The 24,517-nt window shown below is 63.3% G+C and carries 23 protein-coding genes and 1 tRNA gene; 13 read left to right on the forward strand and 11 right to left on the reverse strand.

The features are described from left to right. Positions 1-32: 32 nt before the first annotated feature. Complete coding sequence (locus tag HRQ64_RS04385) at positions 33-1,910, reverse strand: ABC transporter ATP-binding protein (RefSeq protein WP_172122349.1); 1,878 nt, start codon at positions 1,908-1,910, stop codon at positions 33-35. A gap of 133 nt (positions 1,911-2,043) precedes the next feature. Here HRQ64_RS04385 and HRQ64_RS04390 point away from each other — a divergent pair, with 133 nt between their 5' ends. Beyond that, positions 2,044-2,412 (forward strand): VOC family protein, encoded by a 369-nt coding sequence (locus tag HRQ64_RS04390; protein WP_127751884.1) that lies wholly within the window; start codon positions 2,044-2,046, stop codon positions 2,410-2,412. Between the two features lie 11 nt (positions 2,413-2,423). Here HRQ64_RS04390 and HRQ64_RS04395 read toward each other — a convergent pair whose 3' ends face one another. The 3 genes from HRQ64_RS04395 to ilvA form a co-directional block, all read right to left on the reverse strand. Continuing rightward, positions 2,424-3,128 carry a pyrimidine 5'-nucleotidase gene (locus tag HRQ64_RS04395; protein WP_172122350.1) on the reverse strand — a complete coding sequence of 235 codons (705 nt, stop codon included), beginning with the start codon at positions 3,126-3,128 and terminating at the stop codon, positions 2,424-2,426. 89 nt (positions 3,129-3,217) lie between these two features. Beyond that, the gene (locus HRQ64_RS04400) at positions 3,218-4,459 is read right to left on the reverse strand and encodes a hypothetical protein (protein WP_172122351.1); all 1,242 of its coding nucleotides are present in this window, start codon (positions 4,457-4,459) and stop codon (positions 3,218-3,220) included. A gap of 96 nt (positions 4,460-4,555) precedes the next feature. Further along, on the reverse strand, positions 4,556-6,070 hold the full coding sequence (gene ilvA / locus HRQ64_RS04405; protein ID WP_172122352.1) for a threonine ammonia-lyase, biosynthetic: 1,515 nt from the start codon (positions 6,068-6,070) through the stop codon (positions 4,556-4,558). Between the two features lie 157 nt (positions 6,071-6,227). Here ilvA and HRQ64_RS04410 point away from each other — a divergent pair, with 157 nt between their 5' ends. Further along, positions 6,228-6,860 (forward strand): TetR/AcrR family transcriptional regulator, encoded by a 633-nt coding sequence (locus tag HRQ64_RS04410; RefSeq protein ID WP_172122353.1) that lies wholly within the window; start codon positions 6,228-6,230, stop codon positions 6,858-6,860. Beyond that, entirely contained in the window at positions 6,847-8,340 is a 1,494-nt protein-coding gene (locus tag HRQ64_RS04415; RefSeq protein ID WP_172122354.1) for a DHA2 family efflux MFS transporter permease subunit, read from the forward strand. The genes HRQ64_RS04410 and HRQ64_RS04415 overlap by 14 nt, the downstream gene beginning before the upstream one ends. 56 nt (positions 8,341-8,396) lie before the next feature. Here the strand turns inward: HRQ64_RS04415 and argB are convergent, their stop codons facing one another. Beyond that, positions 8,397-9,299, reverse strand: a complete 903-nt coding sequence (gene argB, locus HRQ64_RS04420) for an acetylglutamate kinase (protein ID WP_127751890.1) — start codon at positions 9,297-9,299, stop codon at positions 8,397-8,399. A gap of 149 nt (positions 9,300-9,448) precedes the next feature. Here argB and HRQ64_RS04425 point away from each other — a divergent pair, with 149 nt between their 5' ends. The 5 genes from HRQ64_RS04425 (at position 9,449) to HRQ64_RS04445 (ending at position 12,941) form a co-directional block, all read left to right on the forward strand. After that, positions 9,449-9,994, forward strand: coding sequence for a sigma-70 family RNA polymerase sigma factor (locus HRQ64_RS04425; RefSeq protein ID WP_172122355.1), 546 nt, complete (start codon positions 9,449-9,451; stop codon positions 9,992-9,994). Next, positions 9,991-10,707, forward strand: coding sequence for an anti-sigma factor (locus HRQ64_RS04430; protein ID WP_172122356.1), 717 nt, complete (start codon positions 9,991-9,993; stop codon positions 10,705-10,707). Before HRQ64_RS04425 ends, HRQ64_RS04430 begins: the two co-directional genes overlap by 4 nt. A 262-nt stretch (positions 10,708-10,969) precedes the next feature. After that, on the forward strand, positions 10,970-11,518 hold the full coding sequence (locus tag HRQ64_RS04435; protein WP_248308236.1) for a fasciclin domain-containing protein: 549 nt from the start codon (positions 10,970-10,972) through the stop codon (positions 11,516-11,518). Between the two features lie 219 nt (positions 11,519-11,737). Further along, on the forward strand, positions 11,738-12,169 hold the full coding sequence (msrB, locus tag HRQ64_RS04440) for a peptide-methionine (R)-S-oxide reductase MsrB (protein ID WP_172124829.1): 432 nt from the start codon (positions 11,738-11,740) through the stop codon (positions 12,167-12,169). A gap of 64 nt (positions 12,170-12,233) precedes the next feature. Next, the gene (locus HRQ64_RS04445; protein WP_172122358.1) at positions 12,234-12,941 is read left to right on the forward strand and encodes a type 1 glutamine amidotransferase; all 708 of its coding nucleotides are present in this window, start codon (positions 12,234-12,236) and stop codon (positions 12,939-12,941) included. 8 nt (positions 12,942-12,949) lie between these two features. Here the strand turns inward: HRQ64_RS04445 and yihA are convergent, their stop codons facing one another. From yihA to rpmH, 4 genes are all read right to left on the reverse strand, one after another. Then, complete coding sequence (yihA, locus tag HRQ64_RS04450) at positions 12,950-13,594, reverse strand: ribosome biogenesis GTP-binding protein YihA/YsxC (protein ID WP_172122359.1); 645 nt, start codon at positions 13,592-13,594, stop codon at positions 12,950-12,952. A 77-nt stretch (positions 13,595-13,671) separates the two neighbouring features. Next, on the reverse strand, positions 13,672-15,510 hold the full coding sequence (gene yidC, locus HRQ64_RS04455) for a membrane protein insertase YidC (RefSeq protein ID WP_172122360.1): 1,839 nt from the start codon (positions 15,508-15,510) through the stop codon (positions 13,672-13,674). Next, positions 15,507-15,905: a ribonuclease P protein component gene (rnpA, locus tag HRQ64_RS04460; RefSeq protein WP_349236668.1), complete on the reverse strand. Its 399-nt coding sequence runs from the start codon at positions 15,903-15,905 to the stop codon at positions 15,507-15,509. Before rnpA ends, yidC begins: the two co-directional genes overlap by 4 nt. Positions 15,906-15,928: 23 nt before the next feature. Next, positions 15,929-16,063 carry a 50S ribosomal protein L34 gene (gene rpmH, locus HRQ64_RS04465; protein WP_127751898.1) on the reverse strand — a complete coding sequence of 45 codons (135 nt, stop codon included), beginning with the start codon at positions 16,061-16,063 and terminating at the stop codon, positions 15,929-15,931. A gap of 239 nt (positions 16,064-16,302) precedes the next feature. Here rpmH and HRQ64_RS04470 point away from each other — a divergent pair, with 239 nt between their 5' ends. The 3 genes from HRQ64_RS04470 to HRQ64_RS04480 all read left to right on the forward strand — a co-directional run bounded on the left by HRQ64_RS04470 (position 16,303) and on the right by HRQ64_RS04480 (position 19,393). Continuing rightward, positions 16,303-17,724: an NAD(P)/FAD-dependent oxidoreductase gene (locus HRQ64_RS04470; RefSeq protein ID WP_172122361.1), complete on the forward strand. Its 1,422-nt coding sequence runs from the start codon at positions 16,303-16,305 to the stop codon at positions 17,722-17,724. Between the two features lie 33 nt (positions 17,725-17,757). After that, a complete protein-coding gene (locus HRQ64_RS04475) occupies positions 17,758-19,194 on the forward strand; it encodes a HAMP domain-containing sensor histidine kinase (RefSeq protein WP_172122362.1) in 1,437 nt (478 codons plus the stop codon). Between the two features lie 122 nt (positions 19,195-19,316). Further along, a tRNA-Arg gene (locus HRQ64_RS04480) sits at positions 19,317-19,393 on the forward strand. A 133-nt stretch (positions 19,394-19,526) separates the two neighbouring features. Here the strand turns inward: HRQ64_RS04480 and HRQ64_RS04485 are convergent. Beyond that, a complete protein-coding gene (locus HRQ64_RS04485; RefSeq protein ID WP_172122363.1) occupies positions 19,527-20,894 on the reverse strand; it encodes a sigma-54 dependent transcriptional regulator in 1,368 nt (455 codons plus the stop codon). Then, positions 20,891-22,750: an ATP-binding protein gene (locus HRQ64_RS04490; protein ID WP_172122364.1), complete on the reverse strand. Its 1,860-nt coding sequence runs from the start codon at positions 22,748-22,750 to the stop codon at positions 20,891-20,893. Before HRQ64_RS04490 ends, HRQ64_RS04485 begins: the two co-directional genes overlap by 4 nt. 189 nt (positions 22,751-22,939) lie before the next feature. On the opposite strand from HRQ64_RS04490, the gene HRQ64_RS04495 reads away from it, so the two are divergent. Together HRQ64_RS04495 and HRQ64_RS04500 are read left to right on the forward strand one after the other, a co-directional pair. Beyond that, positions 22,940-23,920, forward strand: coding sequence for a tripartite tricarboxylate transporter substrate-binding protein (locus tag HRQ64_RS04495; protein WP_172122365.1), 981 nt, complete (start codon positions 22,940-22,942; stop codon positions 23,918-23,920). A gap of 127 nt (positions 23,921-24,047) precedes the next feature. Continuing rightward, the gene (locus tag HRQ64_RS04500; RefSeq protein ID WP_172122366.1) at positions 24,048-24,509 is read left to right on the forward strand and encodes a tripartite tricarboxylate transporter TctB family protein; all 462 of its coding nucleotides are present in this window, start codon (positions 24,048-24,050) and stop codon (positions 24,507-24,509) included. Positions 24,510-24,517 lie beyond the last annotated feature (8 nt).

Consider the following 24,517-nt stretch of genomic DNA (forward strand, 5'->3'; position numbering starts at 1 on the left):
TGGCCCGGCAGGGACGGGCTCAGATGCCCATCCTAGCGGTAACCGGCGGCCTGCAACTCGAACAGTTCGGCATAGCGCCCGCCTAGCGCCACCAGATCCTCGTGCGAGCCGGATTCCAGGATCGCCCCGTTTTCCAGCACGAGGATACGGTCGGCCATGCGCACGGTTGAAAACCGATGCGAGATGATCACCGCGGTTTTGCCGGCGGCAAGGCTCTTGAAGCGCGCAAACACCTCGGCTTCCGCCTTGGCATCGAGCGCGGCGGTGGGTTCATCGAGAATGATGAGTTCGGCATCGCGCATATAGGCGCGGGCAATGGCGATCTTTTGCCATTCCCCGCCAGACAGGTCGCGGCCCTTGTTGAACAGGCGCCCCAGCGGCTGCTCATAGCCAAGGGGCAGCTTGGCGATCACCCCATCGGCGAGGCTTTGCTCGGCCGCGGCCTTGATCCGGTCCATGTCGTCTTGCAACTCGATGCGCCCCACGCCGATATTTTCGCGCGCGGTAAGGCTATAGCGGATGAAGTCCTGGAAGATCACCCCGATATGGGCGTGGATATCTTCGATCAGCATGTCACGCAGATCCACGCCATCGACGGTGATCCGCCCTTCATCGGGGTCGTAGAGCCGGGTCATCAGCTTGACGATCGTGGTCTTGCCCGCGCCGTTTTCGCCCACCAGCGCCAAGGTTTCCCCGGCGGCAAGGGTAAAGCTCAGATTGCGGATCGCCCAGGTATCCGTATCGGGATAGCGGAACCCGACATTCTCGAACTCCACGCCCCGCCGGATCGGCTGGGGAAAGGGTTTGGGATGGGCTGGCGGCACGATGGTGGGCTCGATCTCGAAAAACGAGAACAGATCGTCGAGATAAAGCGACTGGCCGGCAATGCTGGTGAAGCCCAGCAGGATGCGCTGGAACAAGCCATTGAGGCGCAGGAACGAGCCCGAGAGAAAGGCGAGATCGCCGATGGAAAAAGCCCCGGTGATGGTGCGCCAAACGATATAGCCATAGGCGCCGTAATAGGTGAGGGTGGCGATGGCGGCGAACAACGCACCCCAGCCCGCCCGCTGGATGGCGATGCGCCGGTTCTCGACAAAGATGGTCTGCGCGAGGGTGCGGAACCGGTTGATCAGGAAGCCGCCCAAGCCAAACAGCTTGATCTCCTTGGCAGTTTCGGCGCTGGCCCCGACATGGCGGATATATTCCAGCTCGCGCCGCTCGGGAGTGCGCCCGCGCGAGAGGTAATAGGCGAGGGTATTGAACCGCGTTTCGCCCCAGATCGCCGGCACAAAGGACAGGGGCAGCAGCGCAATAAGCCAGGGCGCATACATAAACAGGCCTGCGCCCAGCGTGATGACGGTGATGATATCCTGGGCCTGCCCGAAGATCTGGCTCAGGAGCGCATTGCGGCCCGCGGCCTGCCGCCGTGCTCGCTCCAGCCGGTCCTGGTATTCCGCCGATTCAAAGTGGCGCAGATCGAGCCTGGCGGCATGGGCCATCAACTCGACGCTGACCGTATTGGAGTGCAATTCTCCCAGCACCGAATCCGCCAGGCCGGTCAGGCGCGACAGCAGGTCCGAGCCGATCACCAGCCCCAATTCGATCAGCAGCAGCACCGCGATCGTGTTGAGCGACCCGCTCGCCCACCATTCCGCCAGGGTTGAGCCAGGCGCTGGCGAGCCGGAAAGCCGCACCACTTCATCGATGATCAGCTTGCCCACATAAAGCATGGCGACCGGCTGCACCGCCGCCACTAGCCGCAATCCAATGCTTGCAGCGGTGAGGAACCGGCTGGTCCGCCAGATCTGCGCCAGGAGCCGCCCGAGATGGCGCAGATTGCGCATGCGTTCGCGAAAGCTGGCGGCTTCCTCGGGAACCGGTGGTAGACGGCGGGAAGCAAATTGGCTCATGGCTTCAGCCTAGCGCGAAGGGGACCGCACGAGCAGCGCAGGTCAGCAGTGCTGGCTTGTTTCATCGCCCCCACTGGGCGCACAATAAGGCCGATCTCAGCCATGGTCAGGATAAGCCTGCAGGGAGGATGGGATGCTCAAGCAGAAAGACTCTTCGGCGATTGTTGCAGTCAGCGATATCGCGCGGGCGCAGCATTTCTATGGCACCATTTTGGGGCTGGAGCTCGAAGGGGGTGACGACGATGTGCTGACCTTTCGTACCGGCGGCACCCGGCTTGTCGTCTACCGCTCCGATTATGCCGGCACCAACCAGGCCAATGCCGTGGTCTGGGGCGTCGGCGACGAGCTTGAGGCGATTACCGCCGATCTTGCTGCCAAAGGTGTGGTGTTCGAACATTATCCGGGCATGGAGCTGCGGGGCGACATCCACCATGCCGGCGATTTCGGCATGGTCTGGTTCAAGGACCCCGACGGCAATATCCTGCACCTCAACACTATGTAGCGGTGCAGCCCCTAGGGCAGCTCGCGCAGGAACCGCGCCAGATCGTCGGTGATATGGTGCACATGCGCGCCGGCGCCACGACCGAGTTCCCAGGCTTCCACCTGGTCATGCACGAAGTCCTCGCCGGCCACCACATGCACGGTGGACATCCCCAGCTCATGGGGCGCCAGCAAATTCTTTTCGAGATCGTCGAACATCACCGCCCGGTTGGGATCGATGTCGTGGGCCTTGAGAAAACCCTCATAGGCCTGCCGGTGCGGCTTGGGCACGAAGGTCATGGCGCGGATGTCGTGCACATGCTCGAACAAATCCCCGCCACCCAGTTGGCGCAGCACCGAGCGGGCATGGCTGACATCGCCATTGGTCAGAATGAACTTGCGCCCGGGCAGGGCGCGAATGGCCTCCACCAGTTCGGGATGGGGGGCGACGGGCGAATAATCGATCGCGTGCACAGTATCGAGGAAATGGTCGGGGTCGACCTTGTGGCCATGCATCAGCCCGTTCAGCGTCGTGCCGAAATCGCGGTAATAGGTTTTCTGCAATGCCCGCGCCGCCTCGAAGTCTAGGCGCGTCAGGTCCATCACGTAATTGGTGATGCGGATATCGATTTGCGCAAACAAATTACAGGTGCGCGGATAAAGGGTGTTGTCGAGATCAAACACCCAATCCTGCACATGCGATAGGCTTGCAATCCGCGGCGGCAAAAGCTCGTTCATAAGCCGTTCATAACACGTTCATCTAAATGAATTCACCACTATCGGGGGAAGAAAAAGGCCGGCGAACCGGCCTTTTTGGCACCTTGGGCTTACTCGTTGGCGGTAACCGCCAGCCCCAGCATCGACAGCAATCCCGCGGGGTTTGCCGCTGCAGCCGTCAACACAAGGAGGGTCGTCGGGCTCGCCGGTTGAACAGCAATTTCAAGGCTCTGCGGGTCATCAAGGAACGCAGAAACCGGCCCGGTCACGAGATCGGCCAGCGCCGGAACGCCGGTACCCGCCAGCATCTGCGGCAGGCTGGCCTTGAGGCCTTCAACCAGCTCAGCCCGCTCAACTCCTTGTTTTGCCGAATACAAATCGAGCGCCTTGTCGGCCAGCGATGCGTCGTCATAAGCGATCGAGGCGCCGACCAGGGTCACGCCCTGCAGCAACTCCATGCCCATCATCATCTGGGCGGCCTGGGCTTCCTTGCTCTCGGGATCATAGCCCTGCGCCTCGGTCGCGGCCTGCGCCTTGCCGAGCTTGTCCATCAGCGCCGGCGTGACGCCGAGCAGGTCGAACCGGAGGTCGAGCGCGCCCACATCGTTGAAATCAAACAGGAACTTATCCACCACCAGATGCCCGTCGGCCATGGCCCAGCTCATGGACTGGCTGACATCGCCCTGCACCTGCGTCAGCCCCAGGGCCTCAATGTCAGCGGCGGCTTCGGGGTCGTCGTCCTTCATGGTCGACAGGTCCAGAACAATGTCATTGATCGCCAGCGTCGAGGTCAAATCCACCAGTGGCCCGGTCCCAGGCTCGGGATTGAAGGTCGAAACCGCTTCCATGGAGGCGACACTCGCCACCCGCGCGCCATCACGGGTCACCGTCATCGGCCCCGTCTTGATCGCTCGCACCAGCTGCAACACGGCATCGGCCGAGATCGTCTCGCCGGCCGGCAGGTAGAAGCCCTCGAGCCGCACATCCTTGAGGGTGAGGTGCCCCACCGGATCGGTGGCAAAGTCGGTGTCGATATCTGGAACCGTAACCGTTTCAGCCATATAGGCGCCGTCGGCCAGCTCGGTAACGCCGCTAAATGTAATGTCGGTCGTCACGGTGTAGGGCGCCGGCTCGCCGGCCGTCCCGCCAACGCCGATGCGAACAGCCTTGGCCACGATGGTGTCGCCTTCAAGCGTTGCCTCGCCAAAGCTCAGCTCATAGCCAAGCGGCTCGTAAATGGCCTCCACCCGATCAACAAAGCTCTGCGCATCCAAGGCCATGGCGGGCTGGAGCATGGCCAGGGTGGCCATCCCGGCCAGGGCAAAAAGGTGCTTGTTTCTGGTCGGCGTCATGGCGGCTCCGCTTTTTGGAGTGGGGTGAAGGGTGACTATGCTGGCTGTTGGTGGCAACAGCATGACGCCCCGGAGCGCCTGCTGGTTCCGCCGATCTCAGGTTCCAAGGAAAAGTTTATAGGCCGGGTTGCCCGTTTCTTCCCAGAACGGAAAGCCGATGGCGTTCAGATGGGCTTCAAAGGCAGCCCGGGTTTCGGGCGGCACCTGGATGCCCACCAGCACGCGCCCATAATCGGCACCGTGGTTGCGGTAGTGGAACAGCGAAATGTTCCAGGCTTCAGTCAGCCCCTCAAGGAAGCGCAGCAAGGCGCCGGGGCGTTCGGGAAACTGGAAGCGGTAGATCACCTCGTCGGCCAGATTGGCGACGCGCCCGCCGACCATATGGCGCACATGCAGCTTGGCGACCTCGTTGTCGGTCATGTCGATGACCGAGAGGCCCGCATTGGCGAGGAGCGAGAGTATCTCGGCCTTTTCCGCGTCGCCACGGCTGAGCTTGACGCCCACAAAGATGCGCGCGGCTTCGCCATGGGCATAGCGGTAGTTAAATTCGGTGATGGAGCGCTGGCCGATCAGCCGGATGAAATCGCGATAGCTGCCGGGACGCTCGGGAATGGTGACGGCCAGGAGCGCTTCGGCGCGCTCGCCGATCTCGGCACGTTCGGCCACATAGCGCAGGCGGTCGAAATTGACATTGGCGCCCGAATTGATGGCGATGAGCGGGCCCTTGGGGGCGGTGCCCAGCTCGACCTGGCGCCGCAAGCCGGCCAGCGCCAGGGCGCCGGCGGGCTCGGCAATGGCGCGGGTATCATCGAAAATATCCTTGATCGCAGCGCAGATCTCGTCGGCCGAGACCAGCACGATGTCGTCGAGCAGCTCGCGGCAGAGCCGGAAGGTCTCGTCGCCCACTTGGCGCACAGCAACGCCGTCGGCAAACAGCCCCACCTCGTCGAGCGGCACGGGATGGCCAGCGGCAATGGCCGCCTTCATGCTGGCAGCTTCCTCCGGTTCGACCCCGATGACGCGGATATCGGGGCGCAGGAACTTGACGATGGCGGCAATGCCGGCTGCCAGCCCGCCCCCGCCGATTGGGACATAGATGGCGCCGATCGAGCCGGGCTGCTGGCGCATGAGTTCGAGCCCGATCGTGCCCTGCCCGGCGATCACATCGGGATCGTCGAACGGGTGCACGACGACATAGCCATGGGTTGCGGCCAGCTCGGCGGCATGGGCACGCGCGGCATCGAACCCGTCGCCATGCAGCACCACTTCGCCGCCCAGACGGCGCACCGCGCCGATCTTGATGGTAGGGGTGGTGGTGGGCATCACTACAATGGCGCGGATGCCGAGCCGCGTGGCAGACATCGCAACGCCCTGGGCATGGTTGCCCGCCGAGGCGCAGATGACGCCGCGCACGCGCTCGGCGGCGGTGAGCTGGGCGATGCGGTTATGAGCGCCGCGGATCTTGAAGGAAAACACCGGCTGCAGGTCTTCGCGCTTGAGCAGCACATCGGCCCCCAAGCGCGCCGACAGCAGCGGCAAGCGCTCGAGCGGGGTTTCCTGGGCAACTTCATAAACCGCGGAGGTCAAGATCCGGCGGACATAATCCTGCATGGTGCGCTCCGCTAACGATGGCAATGGGGAACTCGACCTCGCCAGCAGCGATGTCAACAGCCGATCAGTGCATGGCTGAAAATCATCGCGGTCCCAATCAAATGATTGATTGGCGCTTTCAGGTGCGCTAGGACCCCGCTCCCCAGAGTTGAGCGCGATGTCCAGCGAACCCCTTCCCAAACGTTGCAGCGGCGATGACCGTCGGCGCGCCGTAGCGCTGGCGGCGCGCGCAATCATTGTTGAGCGCGGGCTGGGGGGCCTGCGTACGCGCGACATTGCCGCTCGCGTGGGTATCAACATCGCGACCCTGCACTATCACGTGCCCAGCAAGGAAGCCCTTGTTGCCCTCGTCGCCGAGAGCTTGCGAGCCGACTTCCGGGCCCAGGCCGAACGCCGGCCCCGTACCGGCAAGAGTGCCCTGGAGCAGCTGCGCCTGGAATTCGACGACTTCCGCGAAACGGTGGAAGAAACGCCCGAACTTATCATCGTGCTGACCGAAATGATGGAGCGCGCCCGGCGCGATCAAGCGATCGCTGCGATCATGGCGCCCATCCACGACTTCTGGCGTAGCCAGTTCGCCGAGATCTTCGAGCTCGGCATCGCCGATAGCTCGTTCCGCGCCGACCTCGACCCGCTGGCTGCTGCCCTCATCACCACCGGCACCCTTGCCGATTACTGGCGTTTATGGACGCCGCTTCGCACCCCGCTCGAGCACATCTTTGCCGAGCTTGAGCGCGCCTTTGGCGCTCCCACCACTGTCCAAGGAAAGCAAGATCATGTCCACAGCTAATCCCGCGTCGGCGGCCATGCCCGACACGGCCGATCCCCGGCGCTGGCCAGCGCTGTTCGTGCTGTTGATCGCCAACTTCATGAATCTGATCGATGTGACCATCGTCAATGTGGCCCTGCCCAGCATGCGCGAGGGGCTGGGGGCGACCGACAGCCAGATCGAATGGGTGGTTGCCGCCTTTGTGCTGGCTTTCGCCCTAGGCCTGCTGCCGTTCGGGCGGCTGGGCGACATTGTGGGCCGCACCCACATGTTCCTGTGGGGCGTCGGCGCCTTTACTGCCGCTTCAGCGCTTTGCGGCATGGCGCCTAATATCGAATTCCTGATCATCGCCCGCGTGATCCAGGGTCTTGCCGGCGCCATGATGACGCCGCAGGTGCTGGCCATCGCGACGGTGACCTTTCCGCCCCATGAACGAGGACAGGCCTTTTCCCTATTCGGCTTGTCGGCGGGCCTCGCTTCGGTGTGCGGACCCATCCTGGGTGGCTTGCTGATTTCCGCCAATCTGTTCGGTCTGGAATGGCAGCCGATTTTTCTCGTCAACATCCCGGTGGGCATTGCCGCCATTGTTGCAGGCTATCTGCTGATCCCCCGATTGCCAGGCCATGCCGGGCTCAAGAATGACTATGTCGGCATCGTGCTGTTCGGCGCCAGCATCGTGCTGCTGGTGTTTCCCATCATCGAAGGACGTGCCTATGGCTGGCCGGCCTGGTGCTTTGCGATGATTGTGGCTGGGGTGGTCGGGCTCGTCCTCTTTACGCTTTGGACGCGTAACCGGGCGCGCCTCGGCGAGCCACAGCTGCTCAACTTCGACCTCATCACCAACAAGGACTTCATGTTTGGTGCCTTGGTGATCACCGTCTTTGCGTCGGGGATTCCGGGCATGTTCATGGTGATTTCGCTGCTGCTGCAATCGGGCTTCGGTTTTACCCCGCTGCAATCGGGGCTGACCAATACGCCCTTTTCGGTGGGCGTGCTGCTGGCCTCGTTTATTGCCGGGCGGCTGGGTTCGCGCCAGCTGCGCAGCCGGCTCGCCGCCTCGGGCATCCTGCTGTCCTCGGGGATCTTGTGGCTCCACTTCATCATTGCGGCCGCCCGCGACAGCATCGATCAATGGAGCTTCCTCGCCCCACTGCTGATTGCGGGCATCGGGCTGGGCCTGGGCTTTTCGTCCCTCTTCCAGCTGGTGCTGCGCTATGTGCCGCCGCGCGATGCGGGGGCCGGATCGGGGGCGCTGCAGGCCTTTCAGCAAGTGGGTGGTGCCTTGGGCATTGCGCTGGTGGGCGAGATGTTCTTTGGCCGGCTGGGGAGCGAACTGGCCGCCGGCAACATGCCCCAGATCGCCTTTGCCGATGCGGCGAGCTTTGCCCTTTGGTACCAGGTGGCCAGTTTCCTCCTCGTGCTGCTGGCGGTGCCGCTGTTCAAGCGTGGCGGCGGGCAGGGGCAGGGCGCTCCAGCCCCGCAAGTGGTGGTGGAACACTAAAAAAAGGCCGCCCCTCGGGGCGGCCTTCGTGTTTTGGGCAGTGACAACGGCCCGGCTTAGCGCACGATCAGCGTGCCGGCCCCATGCTCGGTGAAGAGTTCGACCAGTACCACATGCGGGGTCTTGCCGTTGAGGATCACCACGCCCTCAACGCCATTGTCGAGCGCTTCGAGGCAGGTTTCGACCTTGGGGATCATGCCGCCCGAAATGGTGCCATCGGCGATCAGCGCCTTGGCTTCGCGCACCGACAGTTCCGGGATCAGCTTGCCATTGGCGTCGAGCACCCCCGGCACGTCGGTCAGGAACAGGAGGCGCTTGGCGCCGAGCGAGCCGGCAATGGCCCCGGCAAAGGTGTCTGCATTGATGTTGTAGGTCATGCCATCGCGCCCGGGAGCGACCGGCGCGATCACCGGGATCATCTCGGAGCGGGCGAGGAGGTCAAGGAGGGTGCGGTCCACTTCCACCGGCTCACCGACAAAACCCAGATCGAGCACGCGCTCGATATGGGACCCGGGATCGCGCACCTTTTTTTCGGCCTTGCGGGCAAAGACCATGTTGCCGTCCTTGCCGCAGAGGCCAATCGCCCATTCGCCTTCGGCATTGATGAGGGCAACGATTTCCTTGTTGATGGAGCCGGCCAGCACCATTTCCACGACGTCCATGGTGCGCTGGTCGGTGACGCGCAGGCCACCTTCGAACTTGGATTCGATGCCGAGATTTTTGAGCATGGACGCAATCTGCGGCCCGCCCCCATGCACCACGATCGGATTGACCTTGGATTGCTTGAGCAGCGCGATGTCGCGCGCGAAGGCCTGGCCGAGGGCCTGGTCGCCCATGGCATGGCCACCATACTTGACCACGACGGTCTTGCCTTCATAGCGCTGCATATAGGGCAGCGCCTGAGCCAGGATCCCCGCATCATGGGAGAACCGGTCGACTGTGTTGTTTTCCTGCGTCATGGACAGACCATTTCTCCCCAAAGCGGGCCAAAAGACGGTTGAGGGTCTAGAGCATGACGCGGCAAAGGAAAAGACGCTATCGGCCATTTGCCAACGCCTCGATGCGCTGAGCCCTTGCGGATTTGCCGCCGCCCGCTACAACACAGGTTATGCAGACACCGAGCCCCGAGATCGCCGAGCTGATTTCCCGCTGTGCCTTGCGCGATCGCGCGGCGTTCCGCAGCCTTTACGAGCGCACCAGCGCGAAACTATTCGGCGTCGTGCTGCGTATCTTGAAGGACCGCTCGGAAGCCGAAGAGGCTATCCAGGAGGTGTATGTAAAGATTTGGCAGCGCGCCGATCGCTATGTTCCTGGCCATACCAGCCCGATCAGCTGGCTCGTGGCCGTGGCGCGCAACCATTCGCTCGATATTTTGCGAGCCCGCCGCCCTGTTGCCGACGACATCGACACGGCGCTCGATATTGCGGACGACGCACCCAACCCCGAGCAGGCGACCGCGGATCGCCAGGTCCGCGGGCAGATCGATAGTTGCCTGCAAACCCTCGAGCCCGACCGGGCCGAAGCGGTTCGCGGCGCCTATCTGGATGGCTTTAGCTATGAGGAGCTGGCCCAGCGGCACAGCATCCCGTTGAACACGATGCGAACCTGGCTGCGGCGCAGTTTGCTCAGATTAAGAGAGTGTCTTTCGGCATGAGCATGGGTGATCAGAGCGGCGGAGATGCCAGCGGGCGACGCGCGCTTGTTGCCGAATATGTGCTCGGGCTGCTCGGGCCGGATGAGCATCGTCGCATGGCAGAGATGATCGCCGATGATCGGACACTGCAGGAAGAAGAGCACTTCTGGACCTCCAGCTTCGCCGCTCTGGATGCCGAGTTCGCCGAAGCGCCGGTGCCGGCGCGATTGCTGGCGCGGATCGAGGGGCGCCTGTTCGGCCAGCCAGAGCCAGCCCGGGGCTGGGGCAGTTTCTGGGATAGTCTGGCGTTCTGGCGCGCTGTGGCGGCCGGAGCGGCGGCGATCGCCGTGTTCGCCATCGGCGCGAACCTGCTGCGCCCCGAACTCAGCGCCGAGGCGCTGACGACCCAATTGGTGGCGGCGCTCGAGGCCGAAGGCAGCGATGTTCGCTTCCTTGCCTTTTACGACGGCGCGGGAACGTTGCGGTTGACTGCTCTTTCCGGGGCAACCGCGGCCGACCAGGACCTCGAACTCTGGGCCATCGAGGATGACAGCGTGATCTCCATGGGCGTTGTGCCCATTGGCGAGGCGATCGAGGTCAAGGTTTCTCCCGAAATCCTCGAGCATTGGGGCGAAGGCTCGAGCCTGGCGCTGACGCTAGAGCCCAAGGGTGGCTCGCCCACCGGGGTGGCCACCGGCCCGATCGTGGCGCAGGGCCAGGTCACTCGCATCTAGCAGAGGCCTCTGCTTAGCTCGGGTGGTTCAAGGGCGCGACCTGGTTCGCGCCCTTTTCTACGTCGTCTCTCAAGCAATACGCGCTGCCGGCGTACGAACCCGAGCGGCAAAAAGTTTCAGCGCTTTTCTCGGTTTCGGTGCTGAAATCGCCGAAACTGCCCACGGCAGGCCTCCGTACCTTCCCATGTCCGAGCCAATAACGGGCAAACAATCACGAGGAAGGAACTCTACAATGAAGCTCTCCACACTTGCTGTTACCGCCATGCTCTCGGTTACCGCCTTTGGCGGCGTCGCCTTTGGCGGCGTCGCCTTTGCCCAGGATAATCCTGAGGTCGGCGGCGCAGCCATGTCTGCCGACAAGAACATCGTCGAGAACGCCAGCAATTCAGCTGATCACACCACCCTGGTTGCTGCCGTAAAGGCCGCCGGCCTCGTGGATACGCTTTCGGGCGAGGGCCCGTTCACCGTTCTGGCCCCGACCAACGAAGCCTTCGAGGCGCTGCCTGAAGGGACTGTCGAAAACCTGCTCAAGCCCGAAAACAAGGAAATGCTCGCGACCATCCTTGCCTGCCACGTGATCCCGGCTAAGGCGCTGTCCACTGACATCGTCTCCATGGTCGAGGAAGATGGCGGCGAGCACGAAGTCGAGACCGTTGGCGGTTGCACGCTGACCCTCGCTGCAGCTGATGGCGGCGTGACCGTTACCGACGAAAACGGCACCGTCGCCAATGTCACCATTGCCGATGTGATCCAGTCCAATGGCGTGATCCACGTGATCGACGCCGTGCTGACGCCCAAGTCGGACATGTAATCAGCGAGGGGCGGCCGCACCCGCCCTAAGCTGAGGGGGTTCGCCTTCGGGCGGACCCTCACCAAATCTTGTGATGCGCAGCCTTCAAGCGCTACCTAGACTGCACCATCAGCGCCGCCGCACAGGCGGTTCTGGTTTTTTGAGGAGCATGCCGTGGCCGTTTCCCGTCGAACCATTTTGCTTGGTGGCAGTGCTGTTGCAGCCCTCGGCGCCTTCTCGATGCTGCGCCCCGCCAACAGCAGCGCCGCTGAAGGCGATTTTCCGTTCAAGCTCACCGACGCCGAATGGCAGGCCAAGCTCGAGCCCGCCGCCTATGATGTGCTGCGCCACGAAGGCACCGAGCGCGCTTTCACCTCCCCGCTCAATGACGAGCATCGCACCGGAATTTTCCACTGCGCCGGTTGCGACGAGGCCTTGTTCGACTCCGCCACCAAGTTCGATAGCGGCACCGGCTGGCCCAGCTTTTACACCTTCATCGAAGGGGGTGTCGGCACTTCAGTGGATGCTTCTTTGTTCATGACCCGAACCGAGGTGCACTGCGCCAATTGTGGCGGCCACCAGGGCCATGTGTTCGAGGATGGTCCCGCCCCGACCGGCTTGCGCTATTGCATCAATGGGGTTGCGATGCGGTTTGTCCCCGCCACGGCGTAGCTCGGTCTTGCAGGGGCAACTGCTTGTCCGATAAGGATCGACGGTCCATCCGATCGGCATCCTCATGAAACTCACAATCCTGCAGACCGGCGAAGTCCCCGACGAACTGCGTTCGCGCTTCGGGCCTTATTCATCGATGTTCCGGCGCATGTTCGAGGAAGCCGGCGCCGATTTTAGCTATGATGTGGTGCCTGTGGGAGCAGGTGCCGCTCCGCCCGACCTCGATAGGGTGGAAGCCATCCTGATTACCGGCTCATCGGCCGGGGTGTATGACGATCTGCCCTGGCTCGATCCGCTGCGCGACTTCATCCGCCGGGCCTATGCGCGGAGCACACCCATGGTCGGGGTCTGCTTTGGTCACCAGATCATGGCCGATGCACTGCGCGGCACGGTGCGCAAATCCGAGAAAGGCTGGGGTATCGGGCGTCACCGCTATGATGTTGTGGCCAAACCCGCCTTCATGGGCGCGGCGCCAGCAAGCTTTGCGATCAGCTGTTCGCACCAGGATCAGGTGATCACGGCCCCCGCCGAAGCCCAGATCCTGCTCGCGTCAGCTTTCACGCCCAATGCCGGCCTGATCTACCGCAACGGGGCCGCGCTTAGCCTGCAGCCTCATCCCGAATTCACCGACGACTACGCTTTGGCTTTGGCTGAACTGCGTCAGGGCGTTGCGGCCGACAATGTCGTTGCGGCCGCGCGTGCATCCTTCACGACGCCATCGGACAGCCGGGCAGTGGCGGGCTATATCGCGAGCTTCCTTGCCAGCCGCTGAGCGGGGGCTCAGCTCTCGAGCAGCATGGCGATTTCGGTGCGCAGTTCGCGCAAGCCATCGCCTTTGGCGCTGGAAGTGAGGATCACCTGCGGGTGAGCCGCCGGGCGCTTGGCGATCGCCGCCTGGGTCGCCGCGATGACCTTTTTGAGCTCTTCCGCCGAAGGCTTGTCGGCTTTGGTGAGGATGATCTGGTAGCTGACGGCCGACTTGTCGAGCTCGTTCATCACCGTCAGGTCATTGTCCTTGGGGCCGTGGCGGCCATCAACCAGCACATAAACCCGGCGCAGCGTCGCCCGCCCGGTCAGATACTGGTGAATGAGCTTGGTCCAGGCGCGCACCTTGTCTTCGGGCGCCTTGGCGTAGCCATAGCCCGGCATATCAACGATGCGCAACTCGGCGCTGGTGCTCTCAAAGATGTTGAGCTCCTGCGTCCGTCCGGGCGTGTTGGACGTGCGGGCGAGCCCCGAAGTGCCGCAAAGGGCATTGATCAGCGAGGATTTGCCCACATTCGACCGCCCGGCAAAGGCGATCTCGACCTTGTCCATGGGCGGCAGGTCGGCGATGCGTACGCAGCCTTTCACGAACACAAAGGGGCGCGCGAAGAGCAGGCGTCCTTTTTCGATGATGTCGGGCGAATAGTCTGGTGCGCTCATGGGGTCTCGTCATTCAAAAGGCAGAGCCCGCCGGTGTGGCTCCGGCGGGCTCTAGCATGGATAGTGGTGTTTGGCGATTACGCCTTGGGCGGCTCGGCGGCCTTGGGCTTGCGCTTGAAGCTGTCGAGGATGTTACCTAGGAGGTTCACCTCGGCGCCGTGCCGCTTCATGATGAACCACTGCTGCGTGATCGAGAGCGTATTATTCCAGGCCCAGTAGATCACGAGACCTGCGGGGAAGGTGCCGAGCATGAAGGTGAAGATCACTGGCATCCAGTTGAAGATCATCGCCTGAGTCGGATCTGGCGGCGGCGGATTGAGCTTCATCTGCACCCACATTGTGATGCCCATGATCACGGGCCATACGCCGAGATGCAGGAAGCCACCGATCAGGGGCAGGGCGGTCGGATCCCAGGGGATCAGGCCGAACAGGGTGAAGATATTGGTGGGATCGGGCGCAGCCAGATCGCGGATCCAGCCAAAGAATGGCGCATGCCGCATTTCAAGGCTAATGAAGATAACGGTGTAAAGGGCGAAGAACACCGGGATCTGGATCAGGATCGGCCAGCATCCAGACAGCGGATTGATCTTTTCCTTCTTGTAGAGCTCCATCATCGCCTGTTGCTGGGCGGGACGGTCGTCCTTGAGGCGCTCCTGGATGGCTTTCATCTCTGGCTGCACGCGTCGCATTGCCGCCATGGAGGCATAGGAACGGCTCGCCAGCGGAAAGAAGATCGCCTTGACGATCACGGTCACCGCGAGGACCGCGAGGCCGAAATTGCCCAGAACACCATGCAGGAAGGTCAGCAGGTGGAACATGGGTTTGGTGATGAAGTGCAGCCAGCCCCAGTCGATCAACAGCTCCAGCCGGTCAAAGCCATATTGCTGCTCGTAGGAGGCAATAACGGCTTCTTCCTTGGCGCCGGCAAAGACATAGGTCTCGTGCGTGGCGCTGCCGCCTGGTGGCACTACAACCGGCGTCGTTTCCACGAAACTGGTCTGGTAATCGTCATAGCCGGCATTGTTCTTCCAGGAGAACAGCGCGTTGATGCTGGCCTGCGGGTTGGTCAGCACGGCGGTTGCCCAATACTTGTCCGAAAAGCCGAGCCAGCCCTGCGTGTTGTCGATCTGGCGGCGCTGATCCTTCTGCAGATCGCTATATTTCAGCGAAACGAGATTGTTCGAGCCAAGGACGCCGTGCGGGCCTTCATGCTGGATGAAGAAGTTCTGCACCTTGGGCGTTCCATACCGAACAACCCGCGAATAGGGGAACAGCGACACCTGGGTGGGGCTGAGATTTTCCACGTTCTGGGTGACGGTGAACAGGTAATGCTCGTCCACCGCAAAGGTGCGCCGGAAAATAAGGCCCGCCCCATTGTCAAAGCGCAGCGTGACCGGCGTTTCGGGCGTCAGAACGGTATTGTCGCCTTCGAGCGTCCATACGCTTTGCGCGGTGGGCAGCGGGACATTGGCGCCGCCAGCGGCCACCCAGCCTTGCTCGATGAAGTAAGCATTGGGCGCGCCGGCCGGAGTCAGCAGCGTGATGATGGGTGAATCCGGCTCAACCGTTTCACGATATTGCTTGAGTTCGAGATCGTCGATCCGCGCGCCGGTCAGGTTGATCGAGCCGAGCAGGTCAGGCGTGTCGATCGTGATGCGCTGCGTTGCCGCGACGGCGGTTTCGCGATCGGGATAAGAAGGGTTGCCATCCGCACCAATGGCGCCAGGTGCAACTGATGTGCCCGCTTCGGTGGTCGCGGGTGTCGCGAGCGCCGCTTCGCTCTGGGCCTGTTCCGCCGCGATCTGCGCCTGCTGCTGGGCGCGCTCCAGCTGCGGCCCTGCCACAAAGAACTGCCAGCCGAACAGCACCACCATGCTCAAGATGATGGCGATGATCACGTTGCGGTTGTCTGTCATGGTCGGGGATTCCGGTGGCCACTGCGGCCCGAAGGGTTGCGCTGGTCTGGTGAGCGCTCCTGGTGCACCCGCCCAATGGCGATGCCGAGGTCCTTGACCAGCTTAATGAAAGGCTCGCTGAGCGCTTCGGGCCTGCCGACCATTACATAATCATGGCCGGGCCGAAAAAAAGGCGCGCATTCGGTCGCAGCCGCACGAAGCCTGCGCTTGATGCGGTTGCGCTGGGGCGAGTTGCCCGTTTTTTTGGTAACTGTAAAGCCGATGCCCGCATCCGGATCCGCCGCGGCAATGGCCTGCAGCGAAAAGGCGGAACGCCCGGCGCGATTGCCCCGGGCGGCCCGCAAAAACTGCGAACGCTTACGCAGCCGACGCAAGGAACTTACGGCTTCATCCACGGCCGTCATCCGGCCAGCGGCACTCAGGCCGTGAGCTTCTTGCGACCGTCGCGGCGACGCTTGTTGATGATCGCGCGACCATCCTTGGTTGCCATGCGGGCGCGGAACCCGTGGCGACGGGCACGCACGAGCTTGCTGGGCTGATATGTACGCTTCATAACATCAAACCGCGCCTGCGCCCGGTTCCTCTTATTGGCTCTGCTTGCGCAAGAAAATGGGGGCACAGGTCAAGCGCGGGGCTCGGACGGTGCCGGTTGGTGGCGTCTATAGGCAAAACGGGGCGGCAAGTCAACGCGCCACCACACCCTTGCGCAAGATCGGCTGGGGAGAGCGGAGCGCTGTTGTTTTCAACCGCGGATCGCCCCATAACGCGCTATCTTTACCTTGGCCAGCGGCAATGGCGGAACTGAGCAAACCTGATCTCTGCATCATTGGCGCCGGATCGCTGGGCGTGGAACTGGCGTGTCGCGCCCGCCGCTATGGCGCGAGCGTAGTGCTGGTGGATCGCGGTCACCCCGAGGCGGGCGATGGAGTGGCCCAGACAGCGGCCTTAGCTGCCCTGGCCGGTATCGCTGCGCGCGCCCACAGCTGGCGAACTGGCCCTGCGGTCGGTCTTGCCGGCGATCCGCCCAAGATCAACCACCGCACGGTTAGCGAGCAGGTGAGTCGCGTCGTGGCGGAACTAGCCCCCGAGCGCTCGACCGAGCGTTTGCAGGCGCTTGGCATTGTTATCCGCACCGGTGCCCCGGCATTTGCAGACAAGCAAACGCTGGTTGTCGGCCAGACCACCATCCGGGCCGACCACTTCATTCTTGCAACGGGGGCCACCCCGAAGATTCCGGCGATTCCCGGGCTGGAGGATGTGCCGTTTTTCACCCCCGACACCATTGTCGCCAACACGCGAAAGCTGACCCATCTTGTGGTGATTGGCGGCGATGCCGCAGCACTCGAACTGGCACAGGTCCATGCCCGGCTGGGCTCCCAGGTGACGCTAACCTCGCCCGGGGCGATCCTGTCAGAAGCGGATGCGGAGAGCCGAGCCATTCTCCTGCGCGCCTTGGCGGAAGAGGGGATCGCCTTCCACGAGAATGTGGAAATTACGGTTTTGCCGCGCAAGCTGGGCATCGGGGTGCAGTTCCAGCACTCCGGAGGCGAAACCACCTTGCTGGATGCCTCCCACCTGCTGGTGACCACGGGCCGCATCCCTGATCTCGAAGGGTTGGACCTTGCTAAGGCCGGCATCGCCCGCCCAGACCAGCAGCCAGAGCAGATCAAGGTGAGCGCGGTCGGTCGTACGACCAATAATCGCGTCAGCGCTGTGGGCGGCGCTACCAACGAGAATCATCCCCATGCCGCGCGCCGCGCCGGCGAAGCGCTGTTGGGCCGCCTGCTGCTGGGCAAGAAGACCTCGAATTCAAAGCTTGCTCCCACCCTGGTGATGACATCGCCTGAACTGGCCCAGATCGGCCTCACGGAGCCGCACGACGGTGCATCCGGGCAGCAGATCTTGCGGGCCAACTGGAGCGAGAACCCGAAGGCCCGCGCCTTGGGTGCTGCGCATGGTGCCGCCAAGCTCGTGGTCAACAATAACGGAACCCTTGCCGGTGCGGCGCTGGTCGGGATTGGGGCGGCCGAAATGCTGGCCATTATCGTCCTTGCGATGGAGCGGCGCCTGCATGTGGCCGAGTTGGCGCAATTGGTGCTGCCTCATCCCAGTTTTGCCGAAGTGCTGCGTAGCGCGGCCGAGCAGTTCGAGGGCAAAACTGCATCTGCGCCCGCCACACGGCGCCGTCTCAAGCTGCCGCGCTTGCTGGGCTGAGCGGGGCTTACCAGCGCGCCTCAATTGACTATAATGGCTGGGATGACAGCCGCGCGCAATGTTATGCCGGGCCGGTTCTCCGGCCTGTCCATCAAACTCATTGTCACCATCATCGCCGTGATCCTGACGGTGGAGGTGGTGGTGTATCTGCCGTCCGTCGCCAGCTTCCGCGCCAATTGGCTCAATGACCGCATGCGCGTCGGCATGGTGGCAGCCCGCGTGCTCGATGCCGTGCCCGATGTGCCAGCCCTCCCGCGCAGCCTCACCGATCGGCTTTTGACCTCGGCGGGTGCCAACGCCATTGTGTATCGGCGCGAAGGGCAAAGTCAGATGATCGAGCTGACCGAGCCGATCACGCCCGACCGCGTGGTTACGGCCGATATCCGCGAATCCAATCCCTTTGCCTTGATCATGGGTGCCATGGATACGCTGTTTGCCGGCCCGGGACGGACCCTGCGTATTGTGGGGGAGGGGGATGTCGACGAAAGCCTGCTTGAAGTGCTGATGCCCGAACGCCCATTGCGGCAGGACCTGCTGGATTATTCCCGCGATATTGTGCTGGTGTCCTTCATCATCGCCGCGCTGACTGCCGTGGCTCTTTACCTGATGGTCAGCCGGCTGTTCATCTATCCGGTGCGCCGGCTCACCGCCAATATGCTGGCCTTCCGGCAGGCGCCGGAAAATGCGAGCCTGATCCTGGCCCCGTCCGGCCGCCGCGACGAGATCGGCATTGCCGAGCGGGAACTGGCCGCCATGGAGGCCGATCTGTTCTCGATGCTGCGTCAGCGCCAGCATCTGGCCGATCTCGGGCTCGCCGTCGCCAAGATCAATCATGATTTGCGCAACACCCTGACCTCGGCCCAATTGCTGTCCGACCAGGTGGCCACCCTTGACGATCCCAAGGTGCAGCGCCTCGCGCCCCGCCTCGTGACCACCCTCGACAAGGCAATCGGCTTTGCCCAATCGGTGCTGGATTACGGCCGTGAAAGCGCTGCGCTGCCGGTACTGGCGCCGGTGGCGTTGCGTGCCCTGGTGGAGGACGCAGCCTTTGATGCCCGCCTTGTGGGGCACCCAACGATCAGCTTCCACAATGAAACGCCTCAGGAGCTGCGCCTCAATGTCGACCAAACCCAGCTCGGCCGATTGCTGGTGAATCTGTTGAAGAATGCCCGTGAGGCGCTCGAGGCTGCTGGCGTCAAGGTGGAGTCGCCCCAGGTCAGCGTATCCGCCGGGGAGCGCGACGATGGCCTTGTTATTGCGGTGAGCGACAATGGGCCAGGACTCCCCCCGCGCGCCCGCGACAATTTGTTCGTCGCCTTTGAAGGCTCCGCCCGCGCGGGCGGCACCGGACTTGGTCTGGCAATCGCGCGCGAAATCGCCGAGGCCCATGGCGGGCGGCTGGTGCTGGCCCAACAGGACCAGGGAACCCGCTTCGAGCTGATCTTGCCCTTATCGCTGCGCTTGTCGTGAGGCCCTGTGGATTTTCCCGGCACGGCCTTGCCAACCCCGGATCACCCATGTATGGGTTGCCGCGCTTGCTGCAGAGAGCGGTTCCAACCGCCTCCCACACCAGGCGGCCAGACATGGCCTGCGCGCCCTTAGCTCAGCTGGATAGAGCACCAGACTACGAATCTGGGGGTCAGGAGTTCGAATCTCTTAGGGCGCGCCACTTCTTTTCCATGACTTAGATTATTCCACCCGCCTTTGCCGCAGTGCTCGGCGAGGTCGGTTGTGAGTGCGCCAGCTTTCCCTTGGGAGACGGTTGCCAGCCGGCGGCCGCGCCGGCTGGCAACCAGATGCGTTTACGTCTCCTGCAGGCTTCTTCGGACCGCGAGGCGGGTCATTTTCTCGCTAAGCGTTCGCCGGGGGACCTGGAGGGTTTCGGCAACGGCCGCGACCGAGCCGGCGTGGAGAGACAGTTCGGCCTCGATGACGTGCCGTTCATAGCTCGCGACACGATCGGCCAGGCTCAGGCCCGAAACTGGCACCGCCTTGATGCGCGGATCAAGGATCGCCTGGAGCGAATGGCCCGACGGGTGAAGACCTAGCGCAAAGCGTTCGGCGGCGGCGCGCAACTCGCGCACATTGCCCGGCCAGGAATGCATCACCAGGGCATTGATGTCGGCCGGGTGGAGCGGAGGCACCGGTCGGCCAAAGCGGTGGGCGGCTTGGGCAAGGAAATGGTGGAACAGCATGACGCAATCGTCACCGCGCTCACGCATGGGGGGCAGCTGGAGCGTCGCCATGTTGAGGCGATAAAACAGGTCCGCGCGAAACCGCCCCGCCTCTGACTCGGCGCGCAGATCGACCTTGGACGCGGCAACAATGCGCAGATCGAGCGGGATCTGCCGGTTGGAGCCGAGGCGCTCCACGGTGCGCTCCTGGATCACCCGCAGCACCTTGGCCTGGGCGAGCAGGGGCATGGATTCGATCTCGTCGAGCAGCAGCGTGCCGCCATTGGCGAACTCGAATTTGCCGATACGCTGGCCCTTGGCGCCGGTGAAGGCCCCCCCTTCATGGCCAAACAACTCCGATTCAATGAGCTCGGCCGGGATCGCGGCGCAGTTAACGGCGACGAACGGGCCCTTGGCGCGGGGGGAGAAATCATGCAGGCACCGGGCGACCACTTCCTTGCCCGTGCCGGTTTCCCCCAGCACCACGACGTCGGTGGGAATGGGGGCGAGCTCACGGATGGCATGGCGCAGCTCTTCCATGATCCCTGAGGCGCCGACCAGGCGGGCGGCGAGTTCATTTTCGCCCCCATCGAGGCGCCGCCGCAGCTGGGCGATTTCGCGCTTGAGCGCGGCCTGCGACACGGCGCGATGCAGGCTGGCGACGAGTTCGTCCGGCACATAGGGCTTTTGCAGAAAATCAAAGGCGCCCGCGCGCATGGCTTCAACCGCCATTGGCACGTCGCCATGACCGGTGATGAGGATGACCTCGGTGGGCAGCGCGCGGTCACGAACAGTGCGCAACAGGTTCATGCCCGACAGCCCCGGCATGCGCACATCGGTCAGCACTACATCGGGATGCACATCATCGAGCGCCAGCAGGGCTTCGGCGGCGCTGGTCGCGACCTCCACGGCAAAGCCGGAGAGGCGCAACCATTGCGCAAGGGCCGTGCGCACCATCTCCTCATCGTCAACAATTAGAACCAGGGGATCGCTCATGCGAATAGTTTCTCCGCAACACTGGAGTGGGCAAGGGGAAGGCGGACGGTGAAGGTGGAGCCCTGCTCGGGAGAGCTGCGTACGGTGATGGCGCCCCCCAGATCGCGCACCAGCCCATAGGATATGGCAAGGCCGAGGCCCAGCCCGCGCCCGACTTCCTTGGTGGTGTAGAATGGGTCGAAGACATTGCCCAGATCGGCCGGGGCGATGCCGGTCCCGGTATCGGTGACCACTATCTCGGCGCTGCGCTCATGCCGGTGCACGCCAATTGACAGCACCCGCACCGCGCTATGTTCCATCGCATCGGCGGCGTTGGACAGGAGGTTGATCACAACCTGTTCGAGATGAACGGGATTGCCGGTGGCCGGCAGCGCGGCGCGATGGCGCTGATATTCCACATCAATGCCAAAGGCGCGCAGCTTGTGGTCGACGAGGTCGAGGGCGTTGTTGATGACGCTGCCCAGCTCGGACTGCTGTTCGGTGCGCGTGTCCTTGCGCGCAAAGGTCTTGAGATGGCTCGTGAGGGCCGCGAGGCGATCGACCACCTTGTCCATGGTGACCAGGATCGGGGTGATATCCGTATTGGGCGAGCGGGTAGCGATGAGCTTGGCACTGGCCAAGTGCGTGGTCAGCGCCGCGACGGGTTGGCTGACCTCATGGGCTACCCCCGCAAGCGCCTGGCCAAGGCTGGCGAGCTTGGCCGCCTGCACCAGCCCCGCCTGCGCTTCAGCCTGCGCGCGCTCGGCGTGAATGCGCTCGGCAATCTCGGCGCGCAAAGCTTCATTGGCGACGTGAACGGCTTCCGTGCGTTCGGCCACGCGCTGCTCGAGCTGTTCGTGATCGGCAAGGCGTTGGGCGACGATGCGCTGGCGTTGCCAGAGAAGCGCGAGGATGAGGAGCACGGCCGCGGCGCCCAGCCCGCCCGCAGCCGCGGCAATCCAGGCCGAACGGAACAGCGGGGTCATGGGCGTAAAGGACACCAGCCGCCATTGATGGGTGGGCAGGCGCATCTCATCGACAGTGAATAGGCCCCGGGTTTCGCTGTCCTGGCCGGTGAGATAAGCCAGCTGGGTGCCGCGCGAGGGCCAGATATCGGCGGCGATAGGCGTTTCCACCCAGCCCCCGTCGCCATAGCGGCGCTGGTCGGTGATGCGGGACAGCTCGGCTGGGGAGGGCGCCAGGAGCGGGCGATAGCGCCAGTCCGGCCGCGTCGACAAGATGGCGACAGCGTTGTTATCGACAATGGCGATCAACTCGCCCGAACGCCACCAGGTCGCCTCGATCTCCCCGAGATTGATCTTGGTCACTGCAACGCCCAGCGGCCCGTCCGGGCCATCGATCCGGCGGGCCAGGAAATAGCCGGCAACACCGGTGACCGTGCCCGCCGCATAGAATTTGGCGTCGCCATCGAACATCGCTTCTTCGAAATAAGGGCGATAGCCGAGTTTCTCGCCGAGCAAGCTGTCATAGGCCCACCAGTTGGATGCGGCGACCACCTGCCCATCCGTGCTCATGATGAACAATTCGCTCGCGCCGGCCGCATCATTGAGCTTGGACAAAAAGCCATTGGCGCGCTCGCGCAACTCGTCGTTGGCGGGGCTTTGCAGCAGGTCGCGCGCTTCGGCGGCAAGGGCTACCGAGGAGGGAAGATAATGAAAGCGCTCGATGATGGCCTCAAGCGTGCGATCGAAGAGGGCAAGCCGCCGATCCGCTTCATGCCCAGCATTGCGGATCGCGCCGGCCAAGGCGAACTCGAGGCACGCCCAGCCTACCGCGGTCACCAGCACCAATGCGCCCAGTGCTCGCGCCAGCTGCGCGCGGTTGGTGCTGGCCAATGGGGTGAAGAGTTGGGGCATTCGTCTCCCTGGCAGGTTTTTGCCAGATCTTGGTAGAAGCTCGGCAAGTTCTTGCCGGAACTGCTAGCACGCCAGAAGCTCCATGCATATCTGCCTTGCGTATGCCGCTTGGCACGGCGATTGCAAAGCTTCCAGCATCGGGGTGGGCACGATCTGCTGCCCCTTGCTTATCCCCCGGGAGGATCAACAATGAAAAAGACTTTGACTGCCCTTGCCGCTGGCGCTTTCGTTGCCGGCCTCGGCCTTGCCTCCACCGCCTTCGCGCAGGATTACCCGACCAAGCCGATCACGGTCGTGGTGCCGTTCTCGGCCGGCGGGCCGACCGACACGGTTGCGCGCCTTGTTGCCGAAGTGATGAGCGCCGATCTGGGCCAGCAGGTGGTGATTCAAAATGTGGGTGGCGCGGGCGGCACGCTGGGTGCCGGCCAGGTCGCGACCGCGCCCAATGACGGCTACACGCTGCTGTTGCACCATATCGGCATGTCGACGGCGCCCAGCCTCTATCGCAGTCTGCCCTATGACCCGACCACCGATTTCGAGCCGATCGGGCTCATCACTTCGGTGCCGATGACCCTGGTGGCGCGCAAGGATTTCGAGCCCAGCACGCTGTCCGAGCTGCTTGAATACATCAAGGCCAATGGCGAGAACATCACCTATGCCCATGCCGGCATCGGTTCGGCGAGCCAGTTGTGCGGCATGCTGCTGATGAACGCGCTTGATACGCAAATGACCACCGTGCCCTATCAGGGTGCCGGCCCGGCCATGACCGACATCATCGGCGGCCAGATCGACATGATCTGCGACCAGACCACCAATACGACGAGCCAGATCCAGGCCGGCGAAGTGAAGGCCTATGCGGTGACGACGCCAGACCGTTTGAGCAATTTGCCCGACCTGCCGACCACGGCCGAAGGCGGTCTTGAGCTCGAGATCGGCGTTTGGCACGGCCTTTATGCCCCCGCCGGCACCGATGCCGCCATCATCGAAAAGCTCGAAACCGCGCTCCAAGCCGCTTTGGCCAACGAGACCGTGGTGAGCCGCTTTGCCGAACTGGGCACGGTCCCGGTGTCTGCCGATGAAGCCACTCCCGAAGCGCTTGCCGAAACCCTGACCAGCCAGATCGCGCTGTGGAAGGGTGTCATCGAAGCCGCCGGCGTGTTCGCCGAATAACGCGCGCGGGGCCGGATTCGGCCCTTCGTGAGCTGTCCAGTGTCGAGGTCGTGGCGCCATGTGCCGCGGCCTCACCCCCGGGCGTATCGACACTGCACCTGAGCGCAGAAAAAGGAGTGACCGGCTGATGGCGGTCAATGCATCGACTAAGGAGCTCGTTTCGGGCGGGCTATTCGTAGCCTTCGGGACCTACTTCGCCACTGAAGCCCTCCACTATGAAATCGGAACGGCTTTCCGCATGGGCCCCGGCTTCATGCCGCTCATGCTGGGCGGGGTACTGGTAGCGCTGGGCGCTGCCGTCGCCATCAGCGGTTTGGGCAAGCCCGACAAGGAAACACGTTCGCCGCCGTCCTGGCGGGCGATCGTGCTGATTCTCGGCACGATCATCTTTTTTGCCGCAACGATCCGGGGCCTCGGCTTTGTGCCCGTGGTCTTCATTTCTGCGTTCGCCACCGCGATGGCCAGCCGCAACAATTCGCCCGTCTTTGCCGCGATCTTGGCGGTGGGACTGACGGTGATGTGCGCGCTGATCTTTGTGATCGGACTTGGCTTTTCCGTGCCGCTCGTCGGCCCTTGGCTCGGGCGATAGGAGACAGC

Origin of the sequence: Devosia sp. 919 (genome assembly GCF_013185965.1) — a bacterium.
Lineage (GTDB): Bacteria > Pseudomonadota > Alphaproteobacteria > Rhizobiales > Devosiaceae > Devosia.